General features: G+C 68.6%; 22 protein-coding genes. 12 read left to right on the top strand and 10 right to left on the bottom strand.

All coding sequences use genetic code 11. The features are described from left to right. The first annotated feature begins 31 nt into the window (after window positions 1-31). Window positions 32-421 carry a DUF2946 family protein gene (locus tag ABDK56_RS08125; protein WP_349807734.1) on the top strand — a complete coding sequence of 130 codons (390 nt, stop codon included), beginning with the start codon at window positions 32-34 and terminating at the stop codon, window positions 419-421. A gap of 61 nt (window positions 422-482) precedes the next feature. Beyond that, window positions 483-1,454 (top strand): hypothetical protein, encoded by a 972-nt coding sequence (locus tag ABDK56_RS08120; RefSeq protein WP_349807733.1) that lies wholly within the window; start codon window positions 483-485, stop codon window positions 1,452-1,454. Here ABDK56_RS08120 and ABDK56_RS08115 read toward each other — a convergent pair. After that, window positions 1,451-1,915, bottom strand: coding sequence for a TlpA family protein disulfide reductase (locus tag ABDK56_RS08115; RefSeq protein ID WP_349807732.1), 465 nt, complete (start codon window positions 1,913-1,915; stop codon window positions 1,451-1,453). The genes ABDK56_RS08120 and ABDK56_RS08115 overlap by 4 nt on opposite strands. A gap of 144 nt (window positions 1,916-2,059) precedes the next feature. Here ABDK56_RS08115 and ABDK56_RS08110 point away from each other — a divergent pair, with 144 nt between their 5' ends. Further along, a complete protein-coding gene (locus ABDK56_RS08110) occupies window positions 2,060-4,237 on the top strand; it encodes a glucoamylase family protein (RefSeq protein WP_349807731.1) in 2,178 nt (725 codons plus the stop codon). Between the two features lie 6 nt (window positions 4,238-4,243). Here the strand turns inward: ABDK56_RS08110 and fabI are convergent, their stop codons facing one another. The 3 genes from fabI to ABDK56_RS08095 are packed head-to-tail and all read right to left on the bottom strand — an operon-like array spanning window position 4,244 to window position 7,059. Further along, complete coding sequence (gene fabI / locus ABDK56_RS08105) at window positions 4,244-5,047, bottom strand: enoyl-ACP reductase FabI (RefSeq protein ID WP_349807729.1); 804 nt, start codon at window positions 5,045-5,047, stop codon at window positions 4,244-4,246. Beyond that, the gene (locus tag ABDK56_RS08100; protein ID WP_349807728.1) at window positions 5,044-6,069 is read right to left on the bottom strand and encodes a YihY/virulence factor BrkB family protein; all 1,026 of its coding nucleotides are present in this window, start codon (window positions 6,067-6,069) and stop codon (window positions 5,044-5,046) included. The genes fabI and ABDK56_RS08100 overlap by 4 nt, the downstream gene beginning before the upstream one ends. A gap of 6 nt (window positions 6,070-6,075) precedes the next feature. Next, window positions 6,076-7,059, bottom strand: a complete 984-nt coding sequence (locus ABDK56_RS08095) for a DnaJ C-terminal domain-containing protein (RefSeq protein ID WP_349807727.1) — start codon at window positions 7,057-7,059, stop codon at window positions 6,076-6,078. Between the two features lie 132 nt (window positions 7,060-7,191). Here ABDK56_RS08095 and pdxH point away from each other — a divergent pair, with 132 nt between their 5' ends. Both pdxH and ABDK56_RS08085 read left to right on the top strand, forming a co-directional pair. Next, window positions 7,192-7,773: a pyridoxamine 5'-phosphate oxidase gene (gene pdxH / locus ABDK56_RS08090; RefSeq protein WP_349807726.1), complete on the top strand. Its 582-nt coding sequence runs from the start codon at window positions 7,192-7,194 to the stop codon at window positions 7,771-7,773. Beyond that, window positions 7,770-8,705 (top strand): cation diffusion facilitator family transporter, encoded by a 936-nt coding sequence (locus ABDK56_RS08085; RefSeq protein WP_349807725.1) that lies wholly within the window; start codon window positions 7,770-7,772, stop codon window positions 8,703-8,705. The genes pdxH and ABDK56_RS08085 overlap by 4 nt, the downstream gene beginning before the upstream one ends. On the opposite strand, the gene ABDK56_RS08080 is transcribed toward ABDK56_RS08085, so the two are convergent. After that, window positions 8,702-9,538 (bottom strand): PhzF family phenazine biosynthesis protein, encoded by an 837-nt coding sequence (locus tag ABDK56_RS08080; RefSeq protein WP_349807724.1) that lies wholly within the window; start codon window positions 9,536-9,538, stop codon window positions 8,702-8,704. The genes ABDK56_RS08085 and ABDK56_RS08080 overlap by 4 nt on opposite strands. A 26-nt stretch (window positions 9,539-9,564) precedes the next feature. Continuing rightward, the gene (mnmA, locus tag ABDK56_RS08075; RefSeq protein WP_349807722.1) at window positions 9,565-10,671 is read right to left on the bottom strand and encodes a tRNA 2-thiouridine(34) synthase MnmA; all 1,107 of its coding nucleotides are present in this window, start codon (window positions 10,669-10,671) and stop codon (window positions 9,565-9,567) included. A gap of 77 nt (window positions 10,672-10,748) precedes the next feature. Here mnmA and ABDK56_RS08070 point away from each other — a divergent pair, with 77 nt between their 5' ends. The 3 genes from ABDK56_RS08070 to ABDK56_RS08060 all read left to right on the top strand — a co-directional run bounded on the left by ABDK56_RS08070 (window position 10,749) and on the right by ABDK56_RS08060 (window position 11,816). Next, on the top strand, window positions 10,749-10,979 hold the full coding sequence (locus ABDK56_RS08070) for a hypothetical protein (RefSeq protein WP_349807721.1): 231 nt from the start codon (window positions 10,749-10,751) through the stop codon (window positions 10,977-10,979). Window positions 10,980-11,073: 94 nt separating this feature from the next. After that, window positions 11,074-11,373, top strand: a complete 300-nt coding sequence (gene sciP / locus ABDK56_RS08065) for a CtrA inhibitor SciP (RefSeq protein WP_349807719.1) — start codon at window positions 11,074-11,076, stop codon at window positions 11,371-11,373. Between the two features lie 182 nt (window positions 11,374-11,555). Continuing rightward, a complete protein-coding gene (locus ABDK56_RS08060; RefSeq protein ID WP_349807718.1) occupies window positions 11,556-11,816 on the top strand; it encodes a GlsB/YeaQ/YmgE family stress response membrane protein in 261 nt (86 codons plus the stop codon). Between the two features lie 63 nt (window positions 11,817-11,879). Here ABDK56_RS08060 and ABDK56_RS08055 read toward each other — a convergent pair whose 3' ends face one another. Further along, complete coding sequence (locus tag ABDK56_RS08055; protein ID WP_349807717.1) at window positions 11,880-12,605, bottom strand: SIMPL domain-containing protein; 726 nt, start codon at window positions 12,603-12,605, stop codon at window positions 11,880-11,882. 86 nt (window positions 12,606-12,691) lie between these two features. Beyond that, complete coding sequence (locus ABDK56_RS08050) at window positions 12,692-12,958, bottom strand: GlsB/YeaQ/YmgE family stress response membrane protein (protein WP_349807809.1); 267 nt, start codon at window positions 12,956-12,958, stop codon at window positions 12,692-12,694. A 169-nt stretch (window positions 12,959-13,127) separates the two neighbouring features. On the opposite strand from ABDK56_RS08050, the gene ABDK56_RS08045 reads away from it, so the two are divergent. Genes ABDK56_RS08045 through ABDK56_RS08030 form a run of 4 tightly spaced genes read left to right on the top strand, consistent with a single transcriptional unit; the run spans window position 13,128 to window position 19,190 of the window. Next, window positions 13,128-14,309, top strand: coding sequence for an efflux RND transporter periplasmic adaptor subunit (locus ABDK56_RS08045; RefSeq protein ID WP_502959280.1), 1,182 nt, complete (start codon window positions 13,128-13,130; stop codon window positions 14,307-14,309). A gap of 24 nt (window positions 14,310-14,333) precedes the next feature. Beyond that, entirely contained in the window at window positions 14,334-17,489 is a 3,156-nt protein-coding gene (locus tag ABDK56_RS08040; RefSeq protein WP_349807715.1) for an efflux RND transporter permease subunit, read from the top strand. A gap of 31 nt (window positions 17,490-17,520) precedes the next feature. Continuing rightward, window positions 17,521-18,783, top strand: a complete 1,263-nt coding sequence (locus ABDK56_RS08035; protein WP_349807714.1) for a DUF445 domain-containing protein — start codon at window positions 17,521-17,523, stop codon at window positions 18,781-18,783. Next, on the top strand, window positions 18,780-19,190 hold the full coding sequence (locus ABDK56_RS08030; RefSeq protein ID WP_349807713.1) for a GNAT family N-acetyltransferase: 411 nt from the start codon (window positions 18,780-18,782) through the stop codon (window positions 19,188-19,190). Before ABDK56_RS08035 ends, ABDK56_RS08030 begins: the two co-directional genes overlap by 4 nt. On the opposite strand, the gene murA is transcribed toward ABDK56_RS08030, so the two are convergent. Together murA and clpS are read right to left on the bottom strand one after the other, a co-directional pair. Further along, the gene (murA, locus tag ABDK56_RS08025; RefSeq protein WP_349807712.1) at window positions 19,187-20,473 is read right to left on the bottom strand and encodes a UDP-N-acetylglucosamine 1-carboxyvinyltransferase; all 1,287 of its coding nucleotides are present in this window, start codon (window positions 20,471-20,473) and stop codon (window positions 19,187-19,189) included. The two genes, ABDK56_RS08030 and murA, sit on opposite strands and share 4 nt — an antisense overlap. A gap of 54 nt (window positions 20,474-20,527) precedes the next feature. Next, entirely contained in the window at window positions 20,528-20,863 is a 336-nt protein-coding gene (gene clpS, locus ABDK56_RS08020; protein WP_349807808.1) for an ATP-dependent Clp protease adapter ClpS, read from the bottom strand. Window positions 20,864-20,963 lie beyond the last annotated feature (100 nt).

The following is a 20,963-nucleotide window of genomic DNA, read 5'->3' as shown; positions in this document are numbered from 1 at the left end:
CTTGCCGCCGCGAATCGGCTAACCTGCGCCCGTGACCCGCGCGCCGCATCCGTCCCGTCGCCACCGGCTGGGGGCCGTGCTCCTCGCGCTGCTGCTCGCCGCGCGGCTGCTGGTCCCGGTCGGGTTCATGCCGAGCGCGGGCGCGAGCGGCTTCGCGATCGTCGCCTGCCCCGACGACGGCCCGACCCTGCCCGCGCTCGATTCCCACCACGGGCACGTCCACGGCGCGAAGGGGGCCAAGCCCGGCCATTGCCCGTTCGCGATCGGCGGCCACGCCGCCGCGGACCTCGCCCAGCCGCCCCCGCTCGGCCAGCCCGGCTGGCGCGTCCCCCTCAACGCGGCCGACCGGACCCCCGCGCTGCTGTCGCCCTACACCGGCTATGCCCGCCCGCCCGTCCGCGGTCCGCCCACCGCGGCCTGACCGACCCAAATTTCTTTCTCGCGCCGCCATGCCTCGCGGGCGGCCAACAGGGCATTTTCCAATGACTCACCACCTGCTTCGCCGCGCGCTCGCGGCGTCGATCTTCCTGCCGACCCTCCTCGGCTCGACCCCCGCCGCCGCCTGCGCGAGCTGCGGCTGCACGCTGACCGCCGACTGGCTTAGCCAGGGCCTCGCCGCGCAGCCGGGCACGACGCTCGGCCTGCGCTACGACTATATCCCGCAGACCCGGCTCCAGTCGGGCACCACCATCCTCGACCGTTCGCAGATCGCGCTCCCGGCCGACCGCGAGATCGAGCGCTATACTTACAACCACAGCCTGACCGTCACGCTCGACCACCAGTTCGCCAACGATTTCGGGATCGACGTTCAGCTGCCGATCCTGACCCGGCCGCACGCGACCTATGCCGAGGATACGGTCGCGCTCTCGCACAGCGACACGCGCGGGATCGGCGACCTTCGCGTGGTCGGGCGGTGGCAGGGGCTGTCGACCCCGGGCAGCGTCACCGGGATCGAGGCCGGGCTGGTCCTTCCCACCGGCGGCTTCCGCCAGGCCTTCGACGGCGGGCCCGAGGCGGGCGAGCGGGTCGATCGCGGGCTCCAGCCGGGGACCGGAACGGTGCAGGCGGTCGCCGGCGTCTACCGCCTCGGCGCGGTCGCCAGGTCGGTCGGCTACTTTCTCCAGGCCGGCGGACAGTGGGCGCTCGACCAACGCGCCGGCTATCGCCCGGGCGGCTTCGTCCAGGCCTCGGCGGCGCTCAACTGGACCGGCTGGAACGGGGTGACCCCGCAGCTCCAGCTAAGCGTCCGCCACAGCTGGCGCGACAGCGGGATCGACAGCGACCGGCCCAACAGCGGCGGGACCCAGGTCAACCTCGCCCCCGGCCTGTCGGCAAAGCTCAGCGACCGGCTGGTCGGCTTCGGCAATGTCGAGCTGCCGCTCTACAACCGGGTCAACGGCTACCAGCTGACCCCCCGCGCCAAGGCCTCGGTCGGGCTGCTGATGCACCTTTAACGGTCGCGAAGCAGGGGGGACACCACGCGCTCGAGCGTGGCGGCGTCGATCGGCGTGCGCCCGTCCCCCCGCGTTTCGAACACCAGTCGCCCCGCCCGGTCGTAGACGCGGGTCACTGGCAACACGGTCGGGATGTCGCGCCGCGCGATTTTCATGTCGGCGACCCTCGCGACCGGAAAGGCATAGCCCGCGGTCGCCTTCGCCAGCCGCCCCACCGACGCGCCCTGCTCGATCGAGATGGCGACCATCTTCAGCCCCTGCGCCGCGTGGCGGCGGTAAGTGGCGTCCAGCACCGGCATTTCCGCCCGGCACGGCGCGCACCAGCTCGCCCAGAAGTTGACGACCGTGACCGATCCCGCGGGCGAAAACGGCTGCCTCGCGATCGTCGTCCCGTGCGGCGCCTCGGCGCGGGCGGGCGCGGCGGCCATCAGGCAGCACAGGGCGATCAGGCGAAAGCTCATCGCCCCGCCATAACCGCGCGGGGCGCGCTTTCCACCCCTCCGCGAAAAGCTCGAGGTCGTCGCTCCGTCACGTGAGGGCGTTTGCGACCGGCCGCCTTTTGCGTCACCCTGTCGTCCGACCACGGGAGGAAGGGATTGCCGCCGATGACCAGAGGTTTCGTCCTTGCCGCCCTTTCAATCGTTCTTGCCGGTCCCCCGGCCTGGGCCGACCAGCATTATTCGGACGAAGTCTTCTTCGACACCAGCCTCGTTCCCGACGCCTATTTCTACAGCAGCGGACAGGCCTCGGGCGCAAGCCGGCTCGAGCTGGTCGACGGCAAGCTGCCGGTCACCGCGACGCAGTTCATCAGCGGACCCAATGCGCTGAAGCTCGCCTGGACCTCGAGCCAGGGCGGGAACTGGTCGGCGGAGATCCGCAGCTATCGCTGGCGCAATCGACCGACCCGTTGGGCCGGGACGACGCTCTACGTCTGGGCATGGAGCGACGAATCGATCGCCGCGCGCGACCTGCCGCAACTGGCGCTGGTCGATTCGCTCACCAAGGACTGGTCGAACAACCCGACCGCGCCCCTTCCCCTGTCGCAGTTCAGCGGCGACATCCCGGCCCGCCGGTGGGTCCGCCTCGCGGTGCCGCTAACGCGGTTCAAGGGCACCAACATCGACGGATTCGACCCGTCGCGGGTCAGCAAGCTGGTTTTCTCGCAAGGCGCGGCGAGCGACGGCCGGCCGCACACGCTGGTGCTCGACGATATCCGCATCCAGCCCGATCCCGGGCCGGCCGCCGCCCCGCCCGCCCCCAGCGGCCTCGTCGTCACCGGTTACGAGCGACACGCGCTGCTGAGCTGGCGGCCGGTCGACGACCCCGACCTCGCCCAATATGTCATCTACCGCTCGCTCGACGGCGGGCCGTGGCGCCCGGTCGGCGTGCAGCGCGCGGGCGTCACCCGCTACGTCGACTGGATCGGCAGGGTCGGCGCGCACGCACGCTACCGAATCTCGGCGCGCACCTCGGCGCTCGCCGAATCGCCCGCCTCGGCGGAGGCCGGCGCCGCGACGCGGGCGATGAGCGACGACGAGCTGCTGACGATGGTCCAGGACGCGAGCTTCCATTATTACTGGGACGCGGCCGAGCCGAATTCGGGAATGACGCTCGAAAGCCAGCCCGGCAACGACGACATGATCGCGCTCGGCGCCAGCGGCTTCGGCGTGATGGCGACCATCGTCGCCGCCGATCGCGGTTTCGTCCCGCGCGAGGCGGCAGTCGAGCGAATGCTCAAGATCACCCGTTTCCTCGAACGCGCCGACCGCTTCCACGGGGCGTGGGGCCATTTCATCTCGGGCAAGACCGGGCACGTCATCCCGCATTTCCAGATCTACGACGACGGGGCCGACCTCGTCGAAACCTCGTTCATGATCCAGGGGCTGCTCGCCGCGCGGGGCTACTATACGCGCGACACCCCCGCCGAGCGCGAGCTTCGCGCGCGGATCACGCGGCTGTGGCAGGGGGTCGACTGGGACTGGTTCCGCGCGACGCCGAAGCGCGACGCGCTCTACTGGCACTGGTCGCCCGATTACGGCTGGGCGATCCATTTCCGGCTCGAGGGCTGGAACGAGGTGATGATCACCTACCTGCTGGCGATCGCCTCGCCGACCCACCCGATGCCGGCGTCGATCTACTACAGCGGCTACACCCGCGCCGGGGGAAGCGAGCCGTACGGCGTACCGCGCACCTACTTCGGGATCACCACCAACCAAAGCTATTACCCCCCGACCGCCACCTCGCCGGGCAGCACCGGGCCGCTGTTCTTCACCCACTATTCCTACATGGGCTACGACCCGCGCGGGGTCCGTGACCGATATGGCGATTATTTCGAAAGCAACCGCGCGCTGGCGCAGATCAGCCAGGCTTATTCGATCGCCAATCCCGGCAAATATAATGGCTACGGCGCGAACAGCTGGGGCCTGACCGCGGTCGACGGGCCCGACGAGACCTATCACGAATATAAGCCGTTCCTAGAAGACGACGGCACCATCGCGCCGACCGGCGCAGTGGCGAGCTATGCCTATACTCCCGACGCGTCGCTGGCGGCGATCCGCCACTGGTATCGCGACCTCGGCGACCGGCTGTGGGGGATCTATGGTTTCCCCGACGCCTTCAACCAGCAACAGGACTGGGTGTCGGGCATCACCATGGGCCTCAACCAGGCGCCGCAAACGGTGATGATCGAAAACGGTCGGACCGGCCTCGTTTGGCGCTCGTTCATGGCAAATCCCGAAATCCGCCAGATGCAGCGCAAGATCGGATTGACCCCGAGCCGCTGAGCCTCCTCAGGCGACCGTCATGTCGGGCGCGTCCTCGGCCTTCATGCCGACCACGTTGTAGCCCGAATCGACGTGGTGGATCTCGCCCGTCACCCCGCTCGCCAAGCCGCTGAGCAGATAGAGCCCGGCCCCGCCGACGTCCTCGATCGTCACGTTGCGGCGAAGCGGCGCATTATATTCGTTCCACTTCATGATGTAGCGGAAGTCGCCGATTCCCGAGGCGGCGAGCGTCTTGATCGGCCCCGCGCTGATCGCGTTGACCCTTATCCCGTCGGGACCGAGGTCAGCGGCGAGATATTTGACGCTGGTCTCGAGCGCCGCCTTGGCGACCCCCATCACGTTGTAGTGCGGGATGACCTTTTCCGCGCCGTAGTAGGACAGCGTCAGCAGCGATCCGCCCGGCTTCATCATCCGCGCCGCGCGCTGCGCCACCGCGACGAAGCTGAACACCGAGATGTTCATCGTCATCAGGAAATTGTCGAGGCTGGTATCGACGAACTTGCCGCGAAGCTCGTTCTTGTCCGAAAAACCGATCGCGTGGACGACGAAGTCGAGCCCGTCCCACCACTGTCCGAGCGCTTCGAACGCGGCGTCGAGCTTGGCCGGGTCGGACACGTCGCAGTCGAAGCAGAAGTCGCTGCCGAGCGACTGGGCGAGCGGGCGGACTCGCTTCTCGAGCGCCTCGCCCTGGAACGAAAAGGCGAGCTCGGCCCCCTCGGCGGCGAGCTTCTGCGCGATTCCCCATGCCAGCGACTTGTCGTTGGCGAGGCCCATGATCAGCCCGCGCGTGCCCGTCATCAGTCCGCTCATGCGGCGATCCCTTCCTTTTTCACCACCTCGTCGGGCGCCGCCTCGGTCGTCGGCACTTCGCCGCGATACGGCCCCTTGTAATTCTCGCCCTCTAGCGCCGTATCCCCCGCGTCGGCCAGCGCCGCGTTGAGTTCGGCCCCCATCACCACCCCCAGCCCGATGATCCAGAAAAAGATCAACGCGACCATCACCCCGGCGAGGCTGCCGTAGGTCAGCGCGTAGCCGCCGAACATCCCGATCGCGAGCGGCAGCAGCTCGACCGTCACCAGCCACCAGCCGGTGACCAGCAGCGCGCCGGGCCACTTGCGGCATTCGAGCGTGCGGTAACGCTGCGGGGTGAGCGCGAGGAAGATGGCGTAGAAGGTGATGTAGAGCGTGATCGCCGGGACCAGCCGGTAAAGCCCCAACCGGTGGCCGAGCCCGCTCGAAAAGGGCAGCGCGGCGGTGATGTAATGCTGGACCGAGGTCAGTAGCACCGTCGCCGCGAAGGCGAACAGCAGAAGCACCACCAGCCCGACGATAAGCCCGATCGATAGCAGCCGGTATTCCCAGAATGGCGAGCAGTAGCGCACGCCATAGGCGCGGCGGAGGATGTCGCGGATCGTCTCGATGAAGCTGGCGGTGGTCCACAGCCCGACGATCGCGCCGAACCACAGCAGCGGCCCGGTCCGCGCCTGGAGCATCTCGTCAATCGGCCCCGACAGCGCGGCCGACACCTGCGGCGGGAGGCGCGAGAGCAGCGCAATGACGGTCAGCTGCGCATCCTCGCTGCGGCCGATGATCTTGGCCAGCGCGGCGGTGACGATGATGAACGGGAACATCGCCACCAGCGAGATGTAGGCGAGGTTGCCGGCGTGGATGAAGCCGTCGTCGTAGGTGCCGGTCAGCACTCGCCTGGCAATTTCCCAGGCGTTGGTCCCGCGCTGGCGAACGAGTTCGACCGCGTCGGGGCCGAAGCGCGCGTGGAGCGCCGCCAGCCGCCTGCGCCGCGCTTCGGGCGACTGGGGATGATAGTCCTTCACCGCGCCCTAGACGCCGAGCCCTTCGCGCGGGTTCCCCCCGCCGCTCCACCCGGCGACGAACTGTTCGAGTGCGGGATCGCCCGCCGGAAGCTCGATCTGGAGCGTCACCAGCTGGTCGCCGCGCTTGCCCTGCCGGTCGGCAAAGCCGCGCCCGGGGATTCGCATCACCTTGCCCGACGACGAGCCTTTGGGCACCGTCAGCATCACCGCGCCGTCGGCGGTCGGCACCTTGACCTTGGCGCCCGCGACCGCCTCCTTGAGGCTGATCGGCAGGTTCAGCCGGACGTCGTTGCCGTCGCGGGTGAAGAAGCGGTGGGGCGCAATCTCGATGGTGACGATCGCATCGCCCTTGCCCGCCGGGCCATCCTGCCCCTGCCCGGCGAGCCGGATCTTCGTCCCGCTTTCGACGCCATTGGGGAGCTTGAGGTCGACCGTCTTGCCCCCCGCCAGCGTCACCCGCTGCGGCTTGCCCGCGGCGGCATCGGCGAACGGCACCTTCAGCCGGTAGGCGACGTCGGCGCCCTTTTGCGGGGCGCGGCGCCCGAAGCCGCCGGCGCTCCGCCCGCGCGCGCCCGCGCCGCCGCTGAAAAGCCCTTCGAACAGGTCGTTGAGGTCGGCGGTGTGCATCGTGTCGAAGCCCTCCGCGCCGCCGGGAAAGCCTTCGAAGCCGCCCGCGCCGGGCTGGCCGCCGAACCCGCCGCCGGGGCGCGCCCCCGCGCCACCGAAGCCGCCGCCGCCCCCATAGCCTCCGCCGAAACCGGCGAACTTCGGCTGGCCCGTCTCGTCGATCTCGCCGCGGTCGTACTGGCCGCGTTTGTCCTTGTCGGACAGGATGTCATAGGCCTGGGTCACCTGGCTGAAGCGCTCGGCGGCCTTGGGATTGTCCTTGTTGCGGTCGGGGTGGAGCTGCTTGGCGAGGCTGCGATAGGCCTTTTTGACCTCGGCCTCGCTCGCGCCGCGCTTGATTCCCAGCCGTTGATAAAGATCCATGCGCTTCCCTAGCCGTTGAACCGGGCCGAGCGCCAGATGGCGTCTCGCGCCCCGCGCCGCAACCGCCCCGGGCCGAAGCCCCGGTCCCAAAGCCCGGTTGCCGCCCGCCGCCGCGCGCCCTAGGGCGAGACGATGGCCGACGATCCGATCCAACTGTTCCGCGCCTGGCTGGCCGAGGCCGAGGGCGCCGAGCCAAACGATCACAACGCGATGGCGCTGGCGACGGCGGACGAGGTGGGCAATCCGTCCGTTCGTATGGTGCTGATGAAGGGTTTTGGCCCCGACGGCTTCGTTTTCTACACCAACGAGCAAAGCAACAAGGGTCGCGAGCTGGCGGAGAATCCAAATGCCGCGCTGCTCTTCCATTGGAAAACGCTCCGACGACAAGTGCGCATTGAAGGCTCGGTCGAACGGGTTTCCGACGCGGAGGCCGATGCCTATTTCGCGAGTCGCGGTCGCGAATCGCAGCTGGGTGCATGGGCCTCGGAACAGTCGCGGCCCCTGCCTTCGCGCGACGTTTTCCTGCAAAAGGTCGAGCAAGCCGCCCGTGAGTTCGACGGCAAGCCGGTCCCCCGCCCGCAACATTGGGGCGGATTCAGAGTGAAGCCTCTCACCATCGAGTTCTGGCGAGATCGCCCGCATCGCCTCCATGAGCGGCGACTGTTCCTGGCGCAGAACGACGGCTCTTGGGACGAAGGACTGCTTTACCCGTGAGCGGGACCGGGATCAGCCACGATCATCGCTCTTCGCTCGCGACCCGCGCGGCGGTGGCGAGCGTGACCTCGGCGATCGTGCTGATCGCGCTGAAGGCTATCGCGGCGTCGAAGACCGGGTCGGTGGCGATGCTCGGTAGCCTCGCCGACTCGGGGCTCGACCTGATGGCCAGCCTGGTGACGCTGGCGGGGGTGCGGATCGCCGCGCAGCCCGCCGACCGCGAGCATCGCTTTGGCCACGGCAAGGCCGAGGCGCTGGTGGCGATGGTCCAGGTCATCCTGATCGCGCTGTCGGCGCTGGCGATCTTCGCGCGGTCGGCGAACCGGCTAGCGGGCGGGCAGCAGACGCAGGACGCCGAGTTCGGGATCGTCGTGTCGCTGATCGCGATCGTGCTGACCTTTGGACTGACGAGCTACCAGCGCTACGTCGTGCGGCGGACCGAATCGGTCGCCATTTCGACCGACCACGCCCATTACCAGTCGGACCTGCTGCTCAACGGCTCGGTGGTGCTTGCGCTCGCGCTTGAGCAGATGCTTCACCTGAAGGGCGCCGACGCTTTGTTCGGGATCGGCATCGCGCTGTGGCTCGGGTGGAACGCCTACGGCGCGTCGAAGGAAGCGATCGGCCAGCTGATGGACCGCGAGTGGCCCGACGAGGAGCGCGCCGCCTTCCTTGCCGCCGCCGCCGACTATCCCGAGCTCGAAGGGCTCCACGACCTGCGCACCCGCAGCAGCGGCACCCACCGCTTCGTCCAGTTCCACGCCTGGGTCCCGGGCGAATGGACGGTCGAGCATGCGCACACGGTGATGGACCGGGTCGAGGAGGCGCTGCAGGCGCGCTTTCCCAATACCGAGATCATCATCCACCTCGACCCCGAGGGGCACACCGACCGCGAGACGATGCTGTCGTCGGACCTCACCGAGACGCGCTAGGCTAGGCTGGTCGTCCCGCGCGCGATCGTCTCGGTCCGCCCGCCAATCCACAGCGCCCCCGCTTCCCCGCTGACCGAGACCCGCCCGCGCCGGCCGAGCGCGGTGCCCTGGCAGGCGACGAACGGCGGGGCGAAGCGGCCCGTGTCGACCATCCATTCGGCGACGCTGGCGTTGAGGCTGCCGGTGACCGGGTCCTCGATGATCTCGCGATTGGGGCCGCTGAAAAAGGCGCGCACCTCGTAGGCGCCGTCGCGCGCGTCGGGGTGCGGTCCGACCACTCCGACCTCGATCCGATCGGGCCAGTGGCGCGGCGGGTCGAGCGCGAGCACCTGCGCGGCCGAGGCGAGCATGACCCCGACCCAGCCGGGACCGTTGTCGATCCAGCGCGAGTCGACGATGTCGGCGCGCGCGATGCCGAGAAAGGCGGCGAGCGTGTCGAGCTCGGCCTCGGCGACCGGGCCAGAGCGGACCAGCGGCGGAGAGGCGAAGGCGAGCTGTGCCTCGCGGCGGATCGGGACCAGCCCGGCACCGCACTGCTGGACGATCGTCGCCGGATCGCGCGGGCGTCCCCCGGCCTCGAGCCAGGCATGGCAGGTGCCGAGCGTCGGGTGGCCGGCGAAGGGCAGCTCGCGGTCGAGCGTGAAGATGCGGACGCGGAAGTCGGCGCCGGGGTCGGTTGGCACGCACAGGAAGGTCGTCTCGGACAGGCCGAACCAGCGGGTGATCGCCTGCATCGTCTCGGTATCGAGCGCGTCGGCGGCGTGGATCACCGGCAGCGGGTTGCCGCTCGGCCCGCCGCTTCCGAACACGTCGACGAGGGTGAAGTCGGCCATGATCCTGCTCCTTGCTGTGCGTCCGGTCAGGCAGCGACGCCGGCGGCCGCGACCGTCTCGACGATGGTGCCCCCGCCGAGCAGCCGGTCGCCGTCGTAGAATACCGCCGACTGGCCCGGCGCGACGCCAAATTCGTCGACGTCGAAGCGCACCGTTTCACCGTCCCACGACGCACTGACGGGGCGCGCGAGGCTGCGGACCTTGACCGCGACCCGGCGCTGATCCTCTGCCAGCCAGTTGACCCCCTCGACCCGCGCGCCCGACACCGCGAGCGCGCGCTTGGGCCCGACCACCAGCCGCCGCGCCTCGGGCTCGATGCGGACGACGTAGAGCGGTTCGGCCTGCCCCCCGATCTCGAGCCCGCGACGCTGGCCGACGGTGAAGTGGACGACGCCCTCATGCGCGCCGAGCACCCGGCCGCGAAGATCGACGATCTCGCCCGGCGCGGCGGTGGCGGGGCGGAGTTTCTTGACGAGCGAGGCATAGTCGCCGTCGGGGACGAAGCAAATGTCCTGGCTGTCGGGCTTGGCGGCGACCGCGAGGCCGTGTGCGCCCGCCAGCCGCCGCACCTCGTCCTTGGGCAGCTCGCCGAGCGGGAAGCGAAGGTAGTCGAGCTGGTCGCGGGTGGTGCCGTAGAGGAAATAGCTCTGGTCGCGATCGGGCGACTTGCCCTTCCACAGCTCGACCCGGTCGCCATCGACGATGCGGCGGACGTAATGGCCGGTCGCCAGCGCGTCGGCGCCGAGTTCGCGCGCGAAGGCGATCAGGTCGACGAACTTGACCCCCTGGTTGCACAGGCTGCACGGCACCGGGGTGCGGCCCGCGGCATAATCGTCGGCGAACCGGTCGATCACGCTCGACCGGAAGCGGCTTTCATAGTCGAGGACGTAATGCGGGATGCCGAGCCGGTCGCAGACGGTCTTGGCGTCGTAGATGTCCTGCCCAGCGCAGCAGCTGCCGCTGCGCTTCACCGCCTCGCCATGGTCGTAGAGCTGGAGCGTGACCCCGATCGTCTCCGCCCTGCCGCCCGCGGCGAGCGCGGCGACGACCGAGGAATCGACCCCGCCCGACATGGCGACGACGATCCGCGGACGCCGGCCGGCGCAGGATTCAAGACCGAAATGGAGGGACATTCGGGGCAGGTCTTTACTCGAAATTCACCCTATTCGGCTAGAGCCGGGATTGGTTTTCATGCGTTGCGGGGCGGGCATTGTCACGGTTCACGAAAGATTTTGAAGCGGCGCACGAGGTCGATGTCGACCTGTCGGCGCTGATTCGCACGGTCGTTTCGGCGGACCTCGACGACGATGGCCGCCGCTCGGCGATGGCCTGCCTCCTCTCCGGGGGAAGCGGGTGGAAACATGCCGCGGAGTGCCTTGGCGGGACGTTCGCCGGGCCGCTTGCCGGGCAAACATGGTTAACGGCCGGTAAGGAACGATGAAGAGGCGGGAAACCAGACGGTTTGAGATGTTGATAAGGGCCGTCGTTTAATCAGGGACCATCGACCACGAATTAACGGCGTTGAGGCGAATTGAATGCTTGAGAATCAGAAAATCCGTCCCGCACAGGTGATCGGCCCGTTGGGCGAGCCGCTGACGCTCGAGTCGCTGCCGCCGGTCGGCACCACCCGCTGGGTCGTGCGGCGCAAGGCGGAAGTGGTGGCGGCGGTCGCCGGGGGTCTGTTGACCGTCGACGAGGCGTGCCAGCGCTATTCGCTGAGCCTCGAGGAATTCACCAGCTGGCAACGGTCGGTCGATCGTTCGGGAATGCCGGGCCTGCGCGTGACGCGGATCAAGCATTACCGGGACCAGTACGAGCGCCAGCAGCGCTTCTAAGCGTTCATTACCCTTCGTTTCTTCCCAAACACTCGGGGCCTCGCCGGCGACGGCGGGGCCCTTTTTCGTCGCGGGAGCGCGAAAGTTGCGTTCGTTGCGCCGGAACAATCATCGGCGGCTGCGCGTCTTAGGGCCGGAAGGCCGCATCGAGTCGCGGCCGCATAACAGGAGGGAACGCAGTTATGGGTATCATTCTTTGGCTCGTCATCGGCGGTGTCGTGGGCTGGCTGGCCAGCCTCATCATGCGCACCGATGCGCAGCAGGGCATCGTGCTCAACGTCGTCGTCGGCATCGTCGGCGCGTTCATCGCCGGCCTGATCTTCAGCGGCGGCAACATCAACAGCGGCAACCCGCTCGATCTGACCAACATCCTCATCTCGCTCGTCGGCGCGGTGATCCTGCTGGCGATCGTGAACCTCGTTCGCCGCGGTTCGGTCCGCTAAGCGACGCAAAGTTACGGTTTCGAGGGGCCGTCCGGGCGACCGGGCGGCCCCTTTCGTTTGTACCTACTGCAGCTCGAACACCGCGTTGACGCCGACCTCGAGGTTCTGGGTGCCCGGATCGACCGCGGTCTTGGCCGCCGCCATCTCGGCGCGCGCGAACATCGGCATCGGCGGCTGCGGCGTGTAACCACCGCTTTCGCTGAGCGACACGATCCGCACCACCCGCATCCCGAGCGCCCGCGCATAGAGGTCGGCCCGAGCGCGGGCGGCGGCGAGCGCCTTGACCCGTGCCTCGTCGAGCGCCTGTTCCGGATGGTCGATGCCGAGGCTCGGGCCGCCGATCTGGTTGGCGCCTTCGGCGACTAGCGCATCGAGGATCGGCCCCGCGCGCTTGAGGTCGCGGAACTTGACCGACAGCGTGTTCGACGCGCGGTAGCCGGTCAGCCGCGGCGGCTGGTTGTTTTCATAGGCATAATCGGGGTTGAGGCTGATCGCGCTGGTCTGGACGTCCTGGTCTGCGACTCCCGCGCGCTTCAGCGCGGCGCGCACGCGCTGCATCCGCGCGGCATTGTCGGCAAGCGCGGCCGCGGCGCCCGTCGCGCGGGTTTCGACCCCCGCGCTGATCGTCGCGATATCGGGCACGCGAGTCACCGACCCCGATGCGCTGACGTCGAGCCGCGTGCCGTTGATCGTCCGCACCGCGGCGACATTGTCCTGCCCAAACGCCTGCACAGGCACGAAGACTGCCGCACCGGCAAGCGCCAGGGCGGCGGCATAACGAGTGATCATCTCTGTCTCCCTGATTGATCGAACCATGCGGCGGACGATTACGCCGCCGTCATGGCCCGACCATGAACAGGGATCGGCGGAAAGTCCTAGTAGCGACGGCGCCCCGCGACGAGGCGATAGATTAGCAGCAGGATGAAGGCGCCGACGATCGCCGCGACGAACCCGGCGGCATCGCCGTCCTTGTACCAGCCGACCATCTTGCCGACATATCCCGCGACGAACGCGCCGGCGATGCCGAGGACGACGGTGACGATGCATCCGCCCGGGTCCTTGCCCGGCATCAGCATCTTGGCGATCGCCCCGGCGAGACCGCCGATGATGATCCAGCCCAGCCAGCCATAATGTTCAATCATCGCCACACTCCCCTTCCTTGTCGATCGTGTCGGGCCATCAACGCGCGCCGGTGGAGCCGTTTCCGTCGCTTGTCGAATTTTGGTTCCGCCACCGTTCCCAATGGGTGCAATTGCGGTTACTGATATATTCGCGTAATACAGTCCAACGCTCACGAGAACTCAAGAAGCCATGAACCGGGAAACCATGATCCGCCATTCCGACGACCTGATCGTGATCGATCGCTCCGGCTCGCGCCGCAAGATCATCCTCGTGGTCGCCGCGATTGCCGCGATCGCGCTGATCCTGGTCGGCGCCTTCGCGCTGATGAAGCCGTCGAAGTCTGCCACCCCGGCGGCGAGCGGCGGCGCGGCGGGCGGGCAGGTGCCGACCGTGACGGTGATCGTCCCCGGCCAGGCGGGCGGCGCGAACGTGGTGACCGCCTCGGGCGCGCTCGCCGCCCGGCGCGACCAGCCGGTCGGGATCGCCGGGACCGGCGGGCGGGTGACCCGGGTGCTGGTCGATGCCGGCAGCTGGGTCCGCGCGGGCCAGCCGCTGGCGACCGTCGACCGGTCGGTGCAGGTGCAGCAGGCCGACCAGCTCGCCGCCGCGATCGCCTCGGCGCGCGCCAACGCGGCGCTGGCGCAGAACAATTACGATCGCGCGCTCGCGCTGGTCGGCAACGGCTTCATCTCGAAGGCCGACCTCGACGCGAAAAAGGCGGCGCGCGATTCGGCGTTCGCGCAGGTTCGCGTTGCGCAGGCGCAGCTCGGCGCGACCCGCGCCCAGATCGGTCAGCTCGACGTTCGCGCGCCGACCGCGGGGCTGGTGCTGTCGCGCTCGGTCGAGCTCGGGCAGATCGTCAGCGCCGGCTCGCCCGCGCTGTTCCGCATCGCCGCCGGCGGCGAGATGGAGATGCGCGCGCTGCTATCGCAGCAGGACCTGGCGCGGGTCCATGTCGGGATGCCCGCGACCGTGACCCCGGTTGGCAGCACGCAAAGCGTGGCGGGGAGAGTGTGGCTGGTGTCGCCGGTGATCGACCCGACCTCGCGCCAGGGCGAGGTGCGGATTTCGATCCCCTATTCGGCCAACGTCCGTCCGGGCGGCTTCGCCGAGGCGCGGATCAGCGCGGGTACGATCAACTCGCCGGTCCTGCCGCAGAGCGCCGTGCTGAGCGACGACAAGGGGACCTACGTCTATGTCGTCGGCAAGGACGACAAGGTCAGCCGCCGCAACGTCCAGATCGGGCAGGTGACCGACGCGGGCGTGGCGATCGCCGGCGGGCTGACCGGGCAGGAGACAATCGTCGCCTCGGCCGGGCCGTTCCTCAACGAGGGCCAGAAGGTCCAGCCGCGCCGGACCGCGGCGCGATAATCGACCGAGCGAGAGCGTAGATCCATGAGCTTCCGGAATATCTCGTCCTGGTCGATCAAGAACCCGGTTCCGCCGATCGTCCTGTTTGTCGCGCTGATGCTGGCGGGGCTCTACGCCTTTTCGCAGATGACGGTGACGCAGAACCCGAACATCGATTTCCCGGCGGCGGTGGTCAATATCGCCCAGCCCGGCGCCGCGCCGAGCGAGATGAAGACGCAGGTGACCCAGAAGGTCGAGGCGGCGGTGCGCGGGGTGACCGGCATCGACGAGATCAACAGCTCGGTCCGCGAGGGCAACAGCCAGACCTTCGTCCAGTTCCAGATCGGCACCCCGACCGACCGCGCGGTCAACGACATCCGCGACGCGATCACCCAGATCCGCGGCGACCTGCCCGACGGCATTCTCGAGCCGCAGGTCAGCCGGGTCGACATTACCGGCGACCCGATCACCTATGTCGCCGCGCGCACCAACGACATGACGCTGGAACAGCTCAGCTGGTACATCGACAACGACGTCGCGCGGCAGGTCCGCAGCGTCCCCGGCGTCGCCGCGGTCAGCCGCGAGGGCGGGGTCGACCGCGAGATCAAGGTCATCCTCGATCCCGCGGCGATGGCCGCGCAGGGCATTACCGCCGCGCAGGTCAACCAGTCGCTTCGACAGGTCAACCTGAACACCACCGGCGGACGCGCCGAGGTCGCCGGGTCCGAGCAGTCGGTGCGCGTCGTCGGCAACGCCGGGACCGCCTACGAGCTGTCGCAGACCCAGATCAACGTCGGCGGTGGACGCTCGGTACGGCTGTCGGACATCGCGCAGGTGGTCGACGGCTATTCGGAGCAGCGCACGATCGCCAAGCTGGGCAACCAGCAGGTCGTCAGCTTCTACGTCCAGCGATCGAACGGCACGTCCGACCTGTCGGTCTACGATGGGACGTGGAAGAAGCTTCACGAGATCGAGAAGAGCGATCCCCGCATTCATTTCGACGAGATTTCGAACAGCGTCGATTACACCCGGGCCCAGTATAAATCGTCGATGGAGGCGTTGTTCGAAGGCGCGGCGCTGGCGGTGCTGGTGGTTTACCTGTTTCTCCGCGATGGGCGCGCCACCGCCATCTCGGCGCTTGCCATCCCGCTGTCGGCGATCCCCGCCTTCGCCTTCATGCACCTGATGGACATCAACCTGAACGGGCTGTCGCTGCTGGCGATGAGCCTCGTCGCGGGGGTGCTGGTCGACGACGCGATCGTCGAGATCGAGAATATCGTCAGGCACATGCGGATGGGCAAAAGCGCCTACCAGGCCTCGCTCGATGCCGCCGACGAGATCGGGCTGGCGGTGCTGGCGACGACCATGTCGATCGTTGCGGTGTTCCTTCCCGTCGCGCTGATGCCCGGCATTTCGGGGCAGTTCTTCAAGAGCTTCGGCTTCACCGTCGTGCTGTCGGTTCTGATGAGCCTGTTCGTGGCGCGGATGATCACGCCATTGATCGCCGCCTATTTCCTCAAGAGTCACGGCGTCCAGGAACATGCCTCGGGCAAGTGGATGGACCGTTACATGGGCATCCTGCGCTGGAGCCTGTCGCACGAAAAGGCCGACCGCTACCGCGCCGAACATCCGGGCAAGCTCGCCGCGATCCGGTCGATGATCTACGACCATCGCATCCGCATGGCGGGCGTCGGCATTCTCTGCTTCATCGCGACGATCGGGCTGATCGCGACGCTGCCGATGCAGTTCCAGCCGGACGTCAACGTCGACAACACCGATGTCCGCGTCGGGCTCGCCCCCGGCACCACGCTCGCCGATTCGCAGGCGGTGGCCGACCGGGTCGCCGCGCTGCTCAAGAAGGACCCCGACGTGGTCGACGTGTTCGAGCGGATCTACGTCGGCTCGGCCAGCCTGGTGGTGAACCTCAAAAAGGACCGGCCCGACACGACCAGCGCGTTCGAAAACCGGCTGAAGCCGCAGCTCGCCGCTATTCCCGACGCGCAGGTCAGCTTCCAGTCGCGCACCAACGGCGGCCCCGGCGGCTCGTCGCGCGACCTGATGCTGTTCCTCGGCTCCTCCGACGGCGACCTGCTGCAGAAGACCGCCGAGAAGATCAGCGCCGAGATGCAGGGGCTGAACGTCATCCGCGCGCCGCGCGTGATGGGCGAGCAGGTCCGGCCCGAAATCCGGATCACCCCGCATTTCGACCTCGCCGCCAGCCTTGGCGTCACCACCACCGCGCTGTCGAACACGATCCGCGTCGCGACGATCGGCGACATCGACCAGAACAGCGCCAAATTCTCGCTGTCCGACCGGCAGGTACCGATCCGCGTCGCGCTGCCCCAGTCGGACCGCACCGACATCGCAACGCTCGAGAACCTGCCGGTGCCGACCACCACCGGGGGGTCGGTGCCGCTGAAATCGGTCGCCGACATCGGCTTCGGCTCGGGTCCGGCCTCGGTCAACCGCACCGACCAGCAGGACCGGCTGGCGGTCGGCGCCGACCTTGCGCCCGGCGTGGTGACCAGCGAGGCGTGGAAGCAGATCAACGCGCTTCCGACGGTCAAGAACCTGCCCCACGGGGTACAGGTGCTGAAGCTGGGCGCGGACAAGTGGCAGGCCGAGCTGGTCTACTACTTCCTGATCGCGCTGCTGTCGGGCGTCATGCTGGTGTTCGCGGTGCTGGTGCTGCTCTACCGCCGCTTCCTGTCGCCGCTGGTCAACATGGGCTCGCTGCTGCTGTGCCCGCTCGGCGCGGCGCTGGCGTTGCACATCGCCGGCCAGCCGCTGTCGCTGCCGGTATTCATCGGGCTGCTGATGCTGTTCGGCATCGTCGCCAAGAACTCGATCCTGCTGATCGACTTCGCGGTCGAGATGATCGACCACGGCATGACCAAGGACGAGGCGATCGTCGAGGCGGGGCACAAGCGCGCGCAGCCGATCGTGATGACCACGGTGGCGATGGTCGCGGGCATGGTCCCGGTCAGCCTGTCGCTGACCGGCGACGGCAGCTGGCGCGCGCCGATGGGCATCACCGTGATGGGCGGGCTCATCTTCTCGACCGTGCTGACGCTGCTGCTGGTTCCCGCCTATTTCTCGCTCGCGGTCGATATCGAGAGCTGGATCGGGCGCGGGTTCCGCCGGGTGATCGACAATGGCGAGGAGCATGTCCCCAGCCCGGAGCCGCTTCCCGCGGAGTGACTTCGCCGTCCCGGCCGCTAGGGTGAGCGCGATGCGCCGGTCCCCTGCCCTCGCCCGTTTCAATCCCGCCCAGCCAGGCGCCGCCGGGATGAAGGTCGCGGCGACCGGGCTGCTGGTGGCGATGGCCGCGCTGTTCGCCCTGTGCCGCGCGCTTCAGCCGGCCTATCCGGGTCTTGCCTGGGTCAAGGCGTTCGCCGAGGCGGGGATGGTCGGCGGGCTGGCCGACTGGTTCGCGGTGACCGCGCTGTTCCGCCACCCGCTCGGCCTGCCGATCCCGCACACCGCGATCATCCCGCGCAACAAGGACCGCATCGGCGAGGCGCTGGCCAATTTCCTCAAGACCAATTTTCTCATCGCGCCGGTGGTGGCGCGGCGGATGCGCGGGCTCGATCTCGCGGGCGCGGCGGGGCGCTTCCTGCAGGCGCCGCCGGGGCAGGAGACCCGGATCCGTCGCGGCGCCTCCCGATTGATCGCCGACCTGTTCGAAAGCCTCGGCGATGAGCGGCTCGGCGGCCTGGTCAAGACCGCGGTCGCCAACCGGCTGCGTCAGACCGAGGTGTCGCCGCTGCTCGGCGCTGCGCTTGCCAGCGCGATCGACGAGCATCGCCACGTGCCGATGCTCGAGGCGGCGATCCGCTGGTCGGCGCGCGCGCTCGACGCCAACGAGGAGCTGATCCGGGCGATGGTCAAGAAGCGCACCAACTGGGTGCTCAAGCTTGCCGGGGTCGACGGGCGGATCTCGGATTCGCTGCTCGAGGGGGCGCGCAAGCTGACCGCCGACATGCACACCGACCCCGACCACCCGGTGCGCCGCAAGATCGAGGAGGCGCTGGTCCAGCTCGCGGACGACCTCCAGCACAAGAGCGAAACCCGCGAGCGGGTCGAGCGGATGAAGGACGACCTGCTCGACAATCGATCGGTCGCGCTGTGGCTCGACACGCTGTGGCAAAAGGCGCGCGAGGCGATGGTCAAGGCGGCGCGCAACCCCGACGCGGCGATGGCCGGCAAGCTCGGCGAGGTGTTGAAGTCGGTCGGCCAGAGCCTCGAGACCGACGAGCGGATGCGCCGCGCGATCAACCAGTTCGCCCGCCGCGCGGTGGCGGGCATGGCGGCAAGCTATGGCGGGTCGATCGTCAAGCTGGTCAGCGAGACGATCCGCGGCTGGGACGCGCGCACCGTCACCGACCGGCTCGAACAGGCGGTCGGCCGCGACCTACAATATATCCGCATCAACGGCACGCTGGTCGGCGGGAGCGTCGGTGTCCTGCTCCACGCGCTCGATACGCTCGGATGATCGTCCGCGACGCGGCGGTGGGGGATGCGGCGCGGCTCGCCGAGCTGATCGCCCTCTTGGGGCACGAGGTGACCGTCGAGGGAGTCGCCGCGCGCCTCAGCAGGGTCCACCCGCCGCAACTCGTCGCCGAGGTCGGCGGGCGCGTCGTCGGACTGTGCGGGTTGGCGGTGACCGAGCATCTTCATCGCGAGACGCCGGTCGGGCGGATCACGATCCTCGTCGTCGATGCAGAGGTCCGCGGGCGCGGGGTCGGGCGGCGGCTGGTCGAGGAAGCCGAACGTCGGCTCGCGGCGCTCGGCTGCGCGATGGTTGAGGTGACCAGCAACCATCGGCTGACCGAGGCGCACGCCTTCTACGCGCGCCTCGGTTACGACCAGCCGAGCCTGCGCTTCGCGAAACCGCTTTAGCCGCCGCCGATTCGTTCGATCGTCGCGCCGACCGCGCCGAGCTTGTCCTCGAGCCGTTCGTAGCCGCGGTCGAGGTGGTAGACGCGCATCACCTCGGTCTCGCCCTCGGCCGCGAGCCCGGCGAGGATCAGGCTCATCGACGCGCGCAGGTCGGTCGCCATCACCTTGGCCCCGGTCAGCTTCGCCCCGCCCTTGACGATCGCCGAGCGGCCGTGGACCTCGATTTCGGCGCCCATCCGGCGAAGTTCGGGAACGTGCATGTAGCGGTTCTCGAAGATCGTCTCCTCAAGGAAGCTCTGCCCCTCGGCGACGCACAGCATCGCCATGAACTGCGCCTGCATGTCGGTCGGGAACCCCGGATAGGGCGCGGTCGAGATGGCGAGCGGCTTGAGCGGCCTGTCGGCGGTCACCTTGATACCGCGCCCGGTCATTTCGATCATGAGCCCCGCCGCGGCGAGCGCGTTGGTGATCGCCAGCATGTCGTCGGCCTTGGCCCCGACCAGCTCGACCGAGCCGCCGGTGATCCCCGCCGCGCAGGCATAGCTGCCCGCCTCGATCCGGTCGGGCATCACGTCGTAGTCGGCGCCGCCGAGCGCCTCGACCCCGTGGATGGTGAGGTGCGAGCTGCCGATTCCGTCGATTTTCGCGCCCATGGCGACCAGAAGGTTGCACAGGTCGACGATCTCGGGCTCGCGCGCGGCATTGAACAGCTGGCTGGTGCCCTTGGCCAGCACCGCCGCCATCACCGCATTCTCGGTCGCGCCGACCGACACCACCGGGAAGCTGTAGTCGCCCCCCGCGATCCGCCCGCCGGGCGCACTCGCCTTGACGAAGCCGGCGGCGATCTCGATCGTCGCACCCATCGCCTCGAGCGCCTTCAAGTGGAGATCGATCGGGCGGTCGCCGATCGCGCAGCCGCCGGGCAGCGACACGGTCGCCTCGCCCATCCGCGCCAGCATCGGGCCGAGCACGAGGATCGAGGCGCGCATCTTGCGCACCATGTCGTAGGGGGCGGTCGTCGAGGCGATGTCCCGCGCCTCGAGCGTCATCCGCCGCTTCGGCCCGTCGCCCTTTCGCGCGCCCGACACCTTGGTCGACACGCCGAGCTCGTTGAGCAGGTGACCGAAGCTGTCGACGTCGGCGAGCCGCGGCAGGTTGCCGAGCGTCAGCTTCTGTTCGGTCAGCAGCGCGCAGGGCAGCAGCGTCAGCGCGCTGTTCTTCGCCCCCGAGATGTGGATTTCGCCGCTGAGGCGCTTTCCGCCGATAATTCTGATCGAGTCCATCGACGCGCTTTAACGCAGCGGTCGCGACTCACAAGATGCCGGTGGCGGGGCGGGTCAGGCCTTTTCGAGCGTACACTGAAGCGGGTGCTGGTTCTCGCGCGCGAAATCGATCACCTGGCTGACCTTGGTCTCGGCCACCTCGTAGGTGAACACCCCGCACACCGCGACCCCCTGCTGGTGGACCTGGAGCATCACCCGGGTCGCGGCCTCGATATCCATCGAGAAGTAGCGCTGGAGGATCAGGACGACGAACTCCATCGGGGTATAGTCGTCGTTGAGCATGAGCACCTTGTAGTTGCTCGGCTTCTTGGTCTTCGGGCGCGTGCGCGTGACGACGCCGGTCTCGACATCGTCGAGGCCGTCGCCGCGGCCCGGCTCGTCGCCGGCCATGAGAATCGTCAGTCGCTCGGTCATCGCTTCGCCTGAAATATGGCAACTGCCGGACGCGCTGCAAGTCGGCAGGCGACCGCTTCGTCCCGCAAAAGGAAAC

Source organism: Sphingomonas sp. ASV193 (genome assembly GCF_040203355.1).
GTDB lineage: Bacteria > Pseudomonadota > Alphaproteobacteria > Sphingomonadales > Sphingomonadaceae > Sphingomicrobium.
This window is presented reverse-complemented; position numbering and strand designations above follow the sequence as displayed.

Coding starts and splice junctions, on each gene's coding strand:
- pdxH (WP_349807726.1), top strand. CDS start 7,192: ATGGCCGACGATCCGATCCAACTGTTCCGCGCCTGGCTGGCCGAGGCC.
- ABDK56_RS08060 (WP_349807718.1), top strand. CDS start 11,556: ATGGGTATCATTCTTTGGCTCGTCATCGGCGGTGTCGTGGGCTGGCTG.
- ABDK56_RS08050 (WP_349807809.1), bottom strand. CDS start 12,958: ATGATTGAACATTATGGCTGGCTGGGCTGGATCATCATCGGCGGTCTC.
- clpS (WP_349807808.1), bottom strand. CDS start 20,863: ATGGCCGGCGACGAGCCGGGCCGCGGCGACGGCCTCGACGATGTCGAG.
- ABDK56_RS08030 (WP_349807713.1), top strand. CDS start 18,780: ATGATCGTCCGCGACGCGGCGGTGGGGGATGCGGCGCGGCTCGCCGAG.
- sciP (WP_349807719.1), top strand. CDS start 11,074: ATGCTTGAGAATCAGAAAATCCGTCCCGCACAGGTGATCGGCCCGTTG.
- ABDK56_RS08035 (WP_349807714.1), top strand. CDS start 17,521: ATGCGCCGGTCCCCTGCCCTCGCCCGTTTCAATCCCGCCCAGCCAGGC.
- murA (WP_349807712.1), bottom strand. CDS start 20,473: ATGGACTCGATCAGAATTATCGGCGGAAAGCGCCTCAGCGGCGAAATC.
- ABDK56_RS08120 (WP_349807733.1), top strand. CDS start 483: ATGACTCACCACCTGCTTCGCCGCGCGCTCGCGGCGTCGATCTTCCTG.
- ABDK56_RS08040 (WP_349807715.1), top strand. CDS start 14,334: ATGAGCTTCCGGAATATCTCGTCCTGGTCGATCAAGAACCCGGTTCCG.
- ABDK56_RS08110 (WP_349807731.1), top strand. CDS start 2,060: ATGACCAGAGGTTTCGTCCTTGCCGCCCTTTCAATCGTTCTTGCCGGT.
- ABDK56_RS08080 (WP_349807724.1), bottom strand. CDS start 9,538: ATGGCCGACTTCACCCTCGTCGACGTGTTCGGAAGCGGCGGGCCGAGC.
- ABDK56_RS08115 (WP_349807732.1), bottom strand. CDS start 1,915: ATGAGCTTTCGCCTGATCGCCCTGTGCTGCCTGATGGCCGCCGCGCCC.
- ABDK56_RS08045 (WP_502959280.1), top strand. CDS start 13,128: ATGAACCGGGAAACCATGATCCGCCATTCCGACGACCTGATCGTGATC.
- fabI (WP_349807729.1), bottom strand. CDS start 5,047: ATGAGCGGACTGATGACGGGCACGCGCGGGCTGATCATGGGCCTCGCC.
- mnmA (WP_349807722.1), bottom strand. CDS start 10,671: ATGTCCCTCCATTTCGGTCTTGAATCCTGCGCCGGCCGGCGTCCGCGG.
- ABDK56_RS08055 (WP_349807717.1), bottom strand. CDS start 12,605: ATGATCACTCGTTATGCCGCCGCCCTGGCGCTTGCCGGTGCGGCAGTC.
- ABDK56_RS08095 (WP_349807727.1), bottom strand. CDS start 7,059: ATGGATCTTTATCAACGGCTGGGAATCAAGCGCGGCGCGAGCGAGGCC.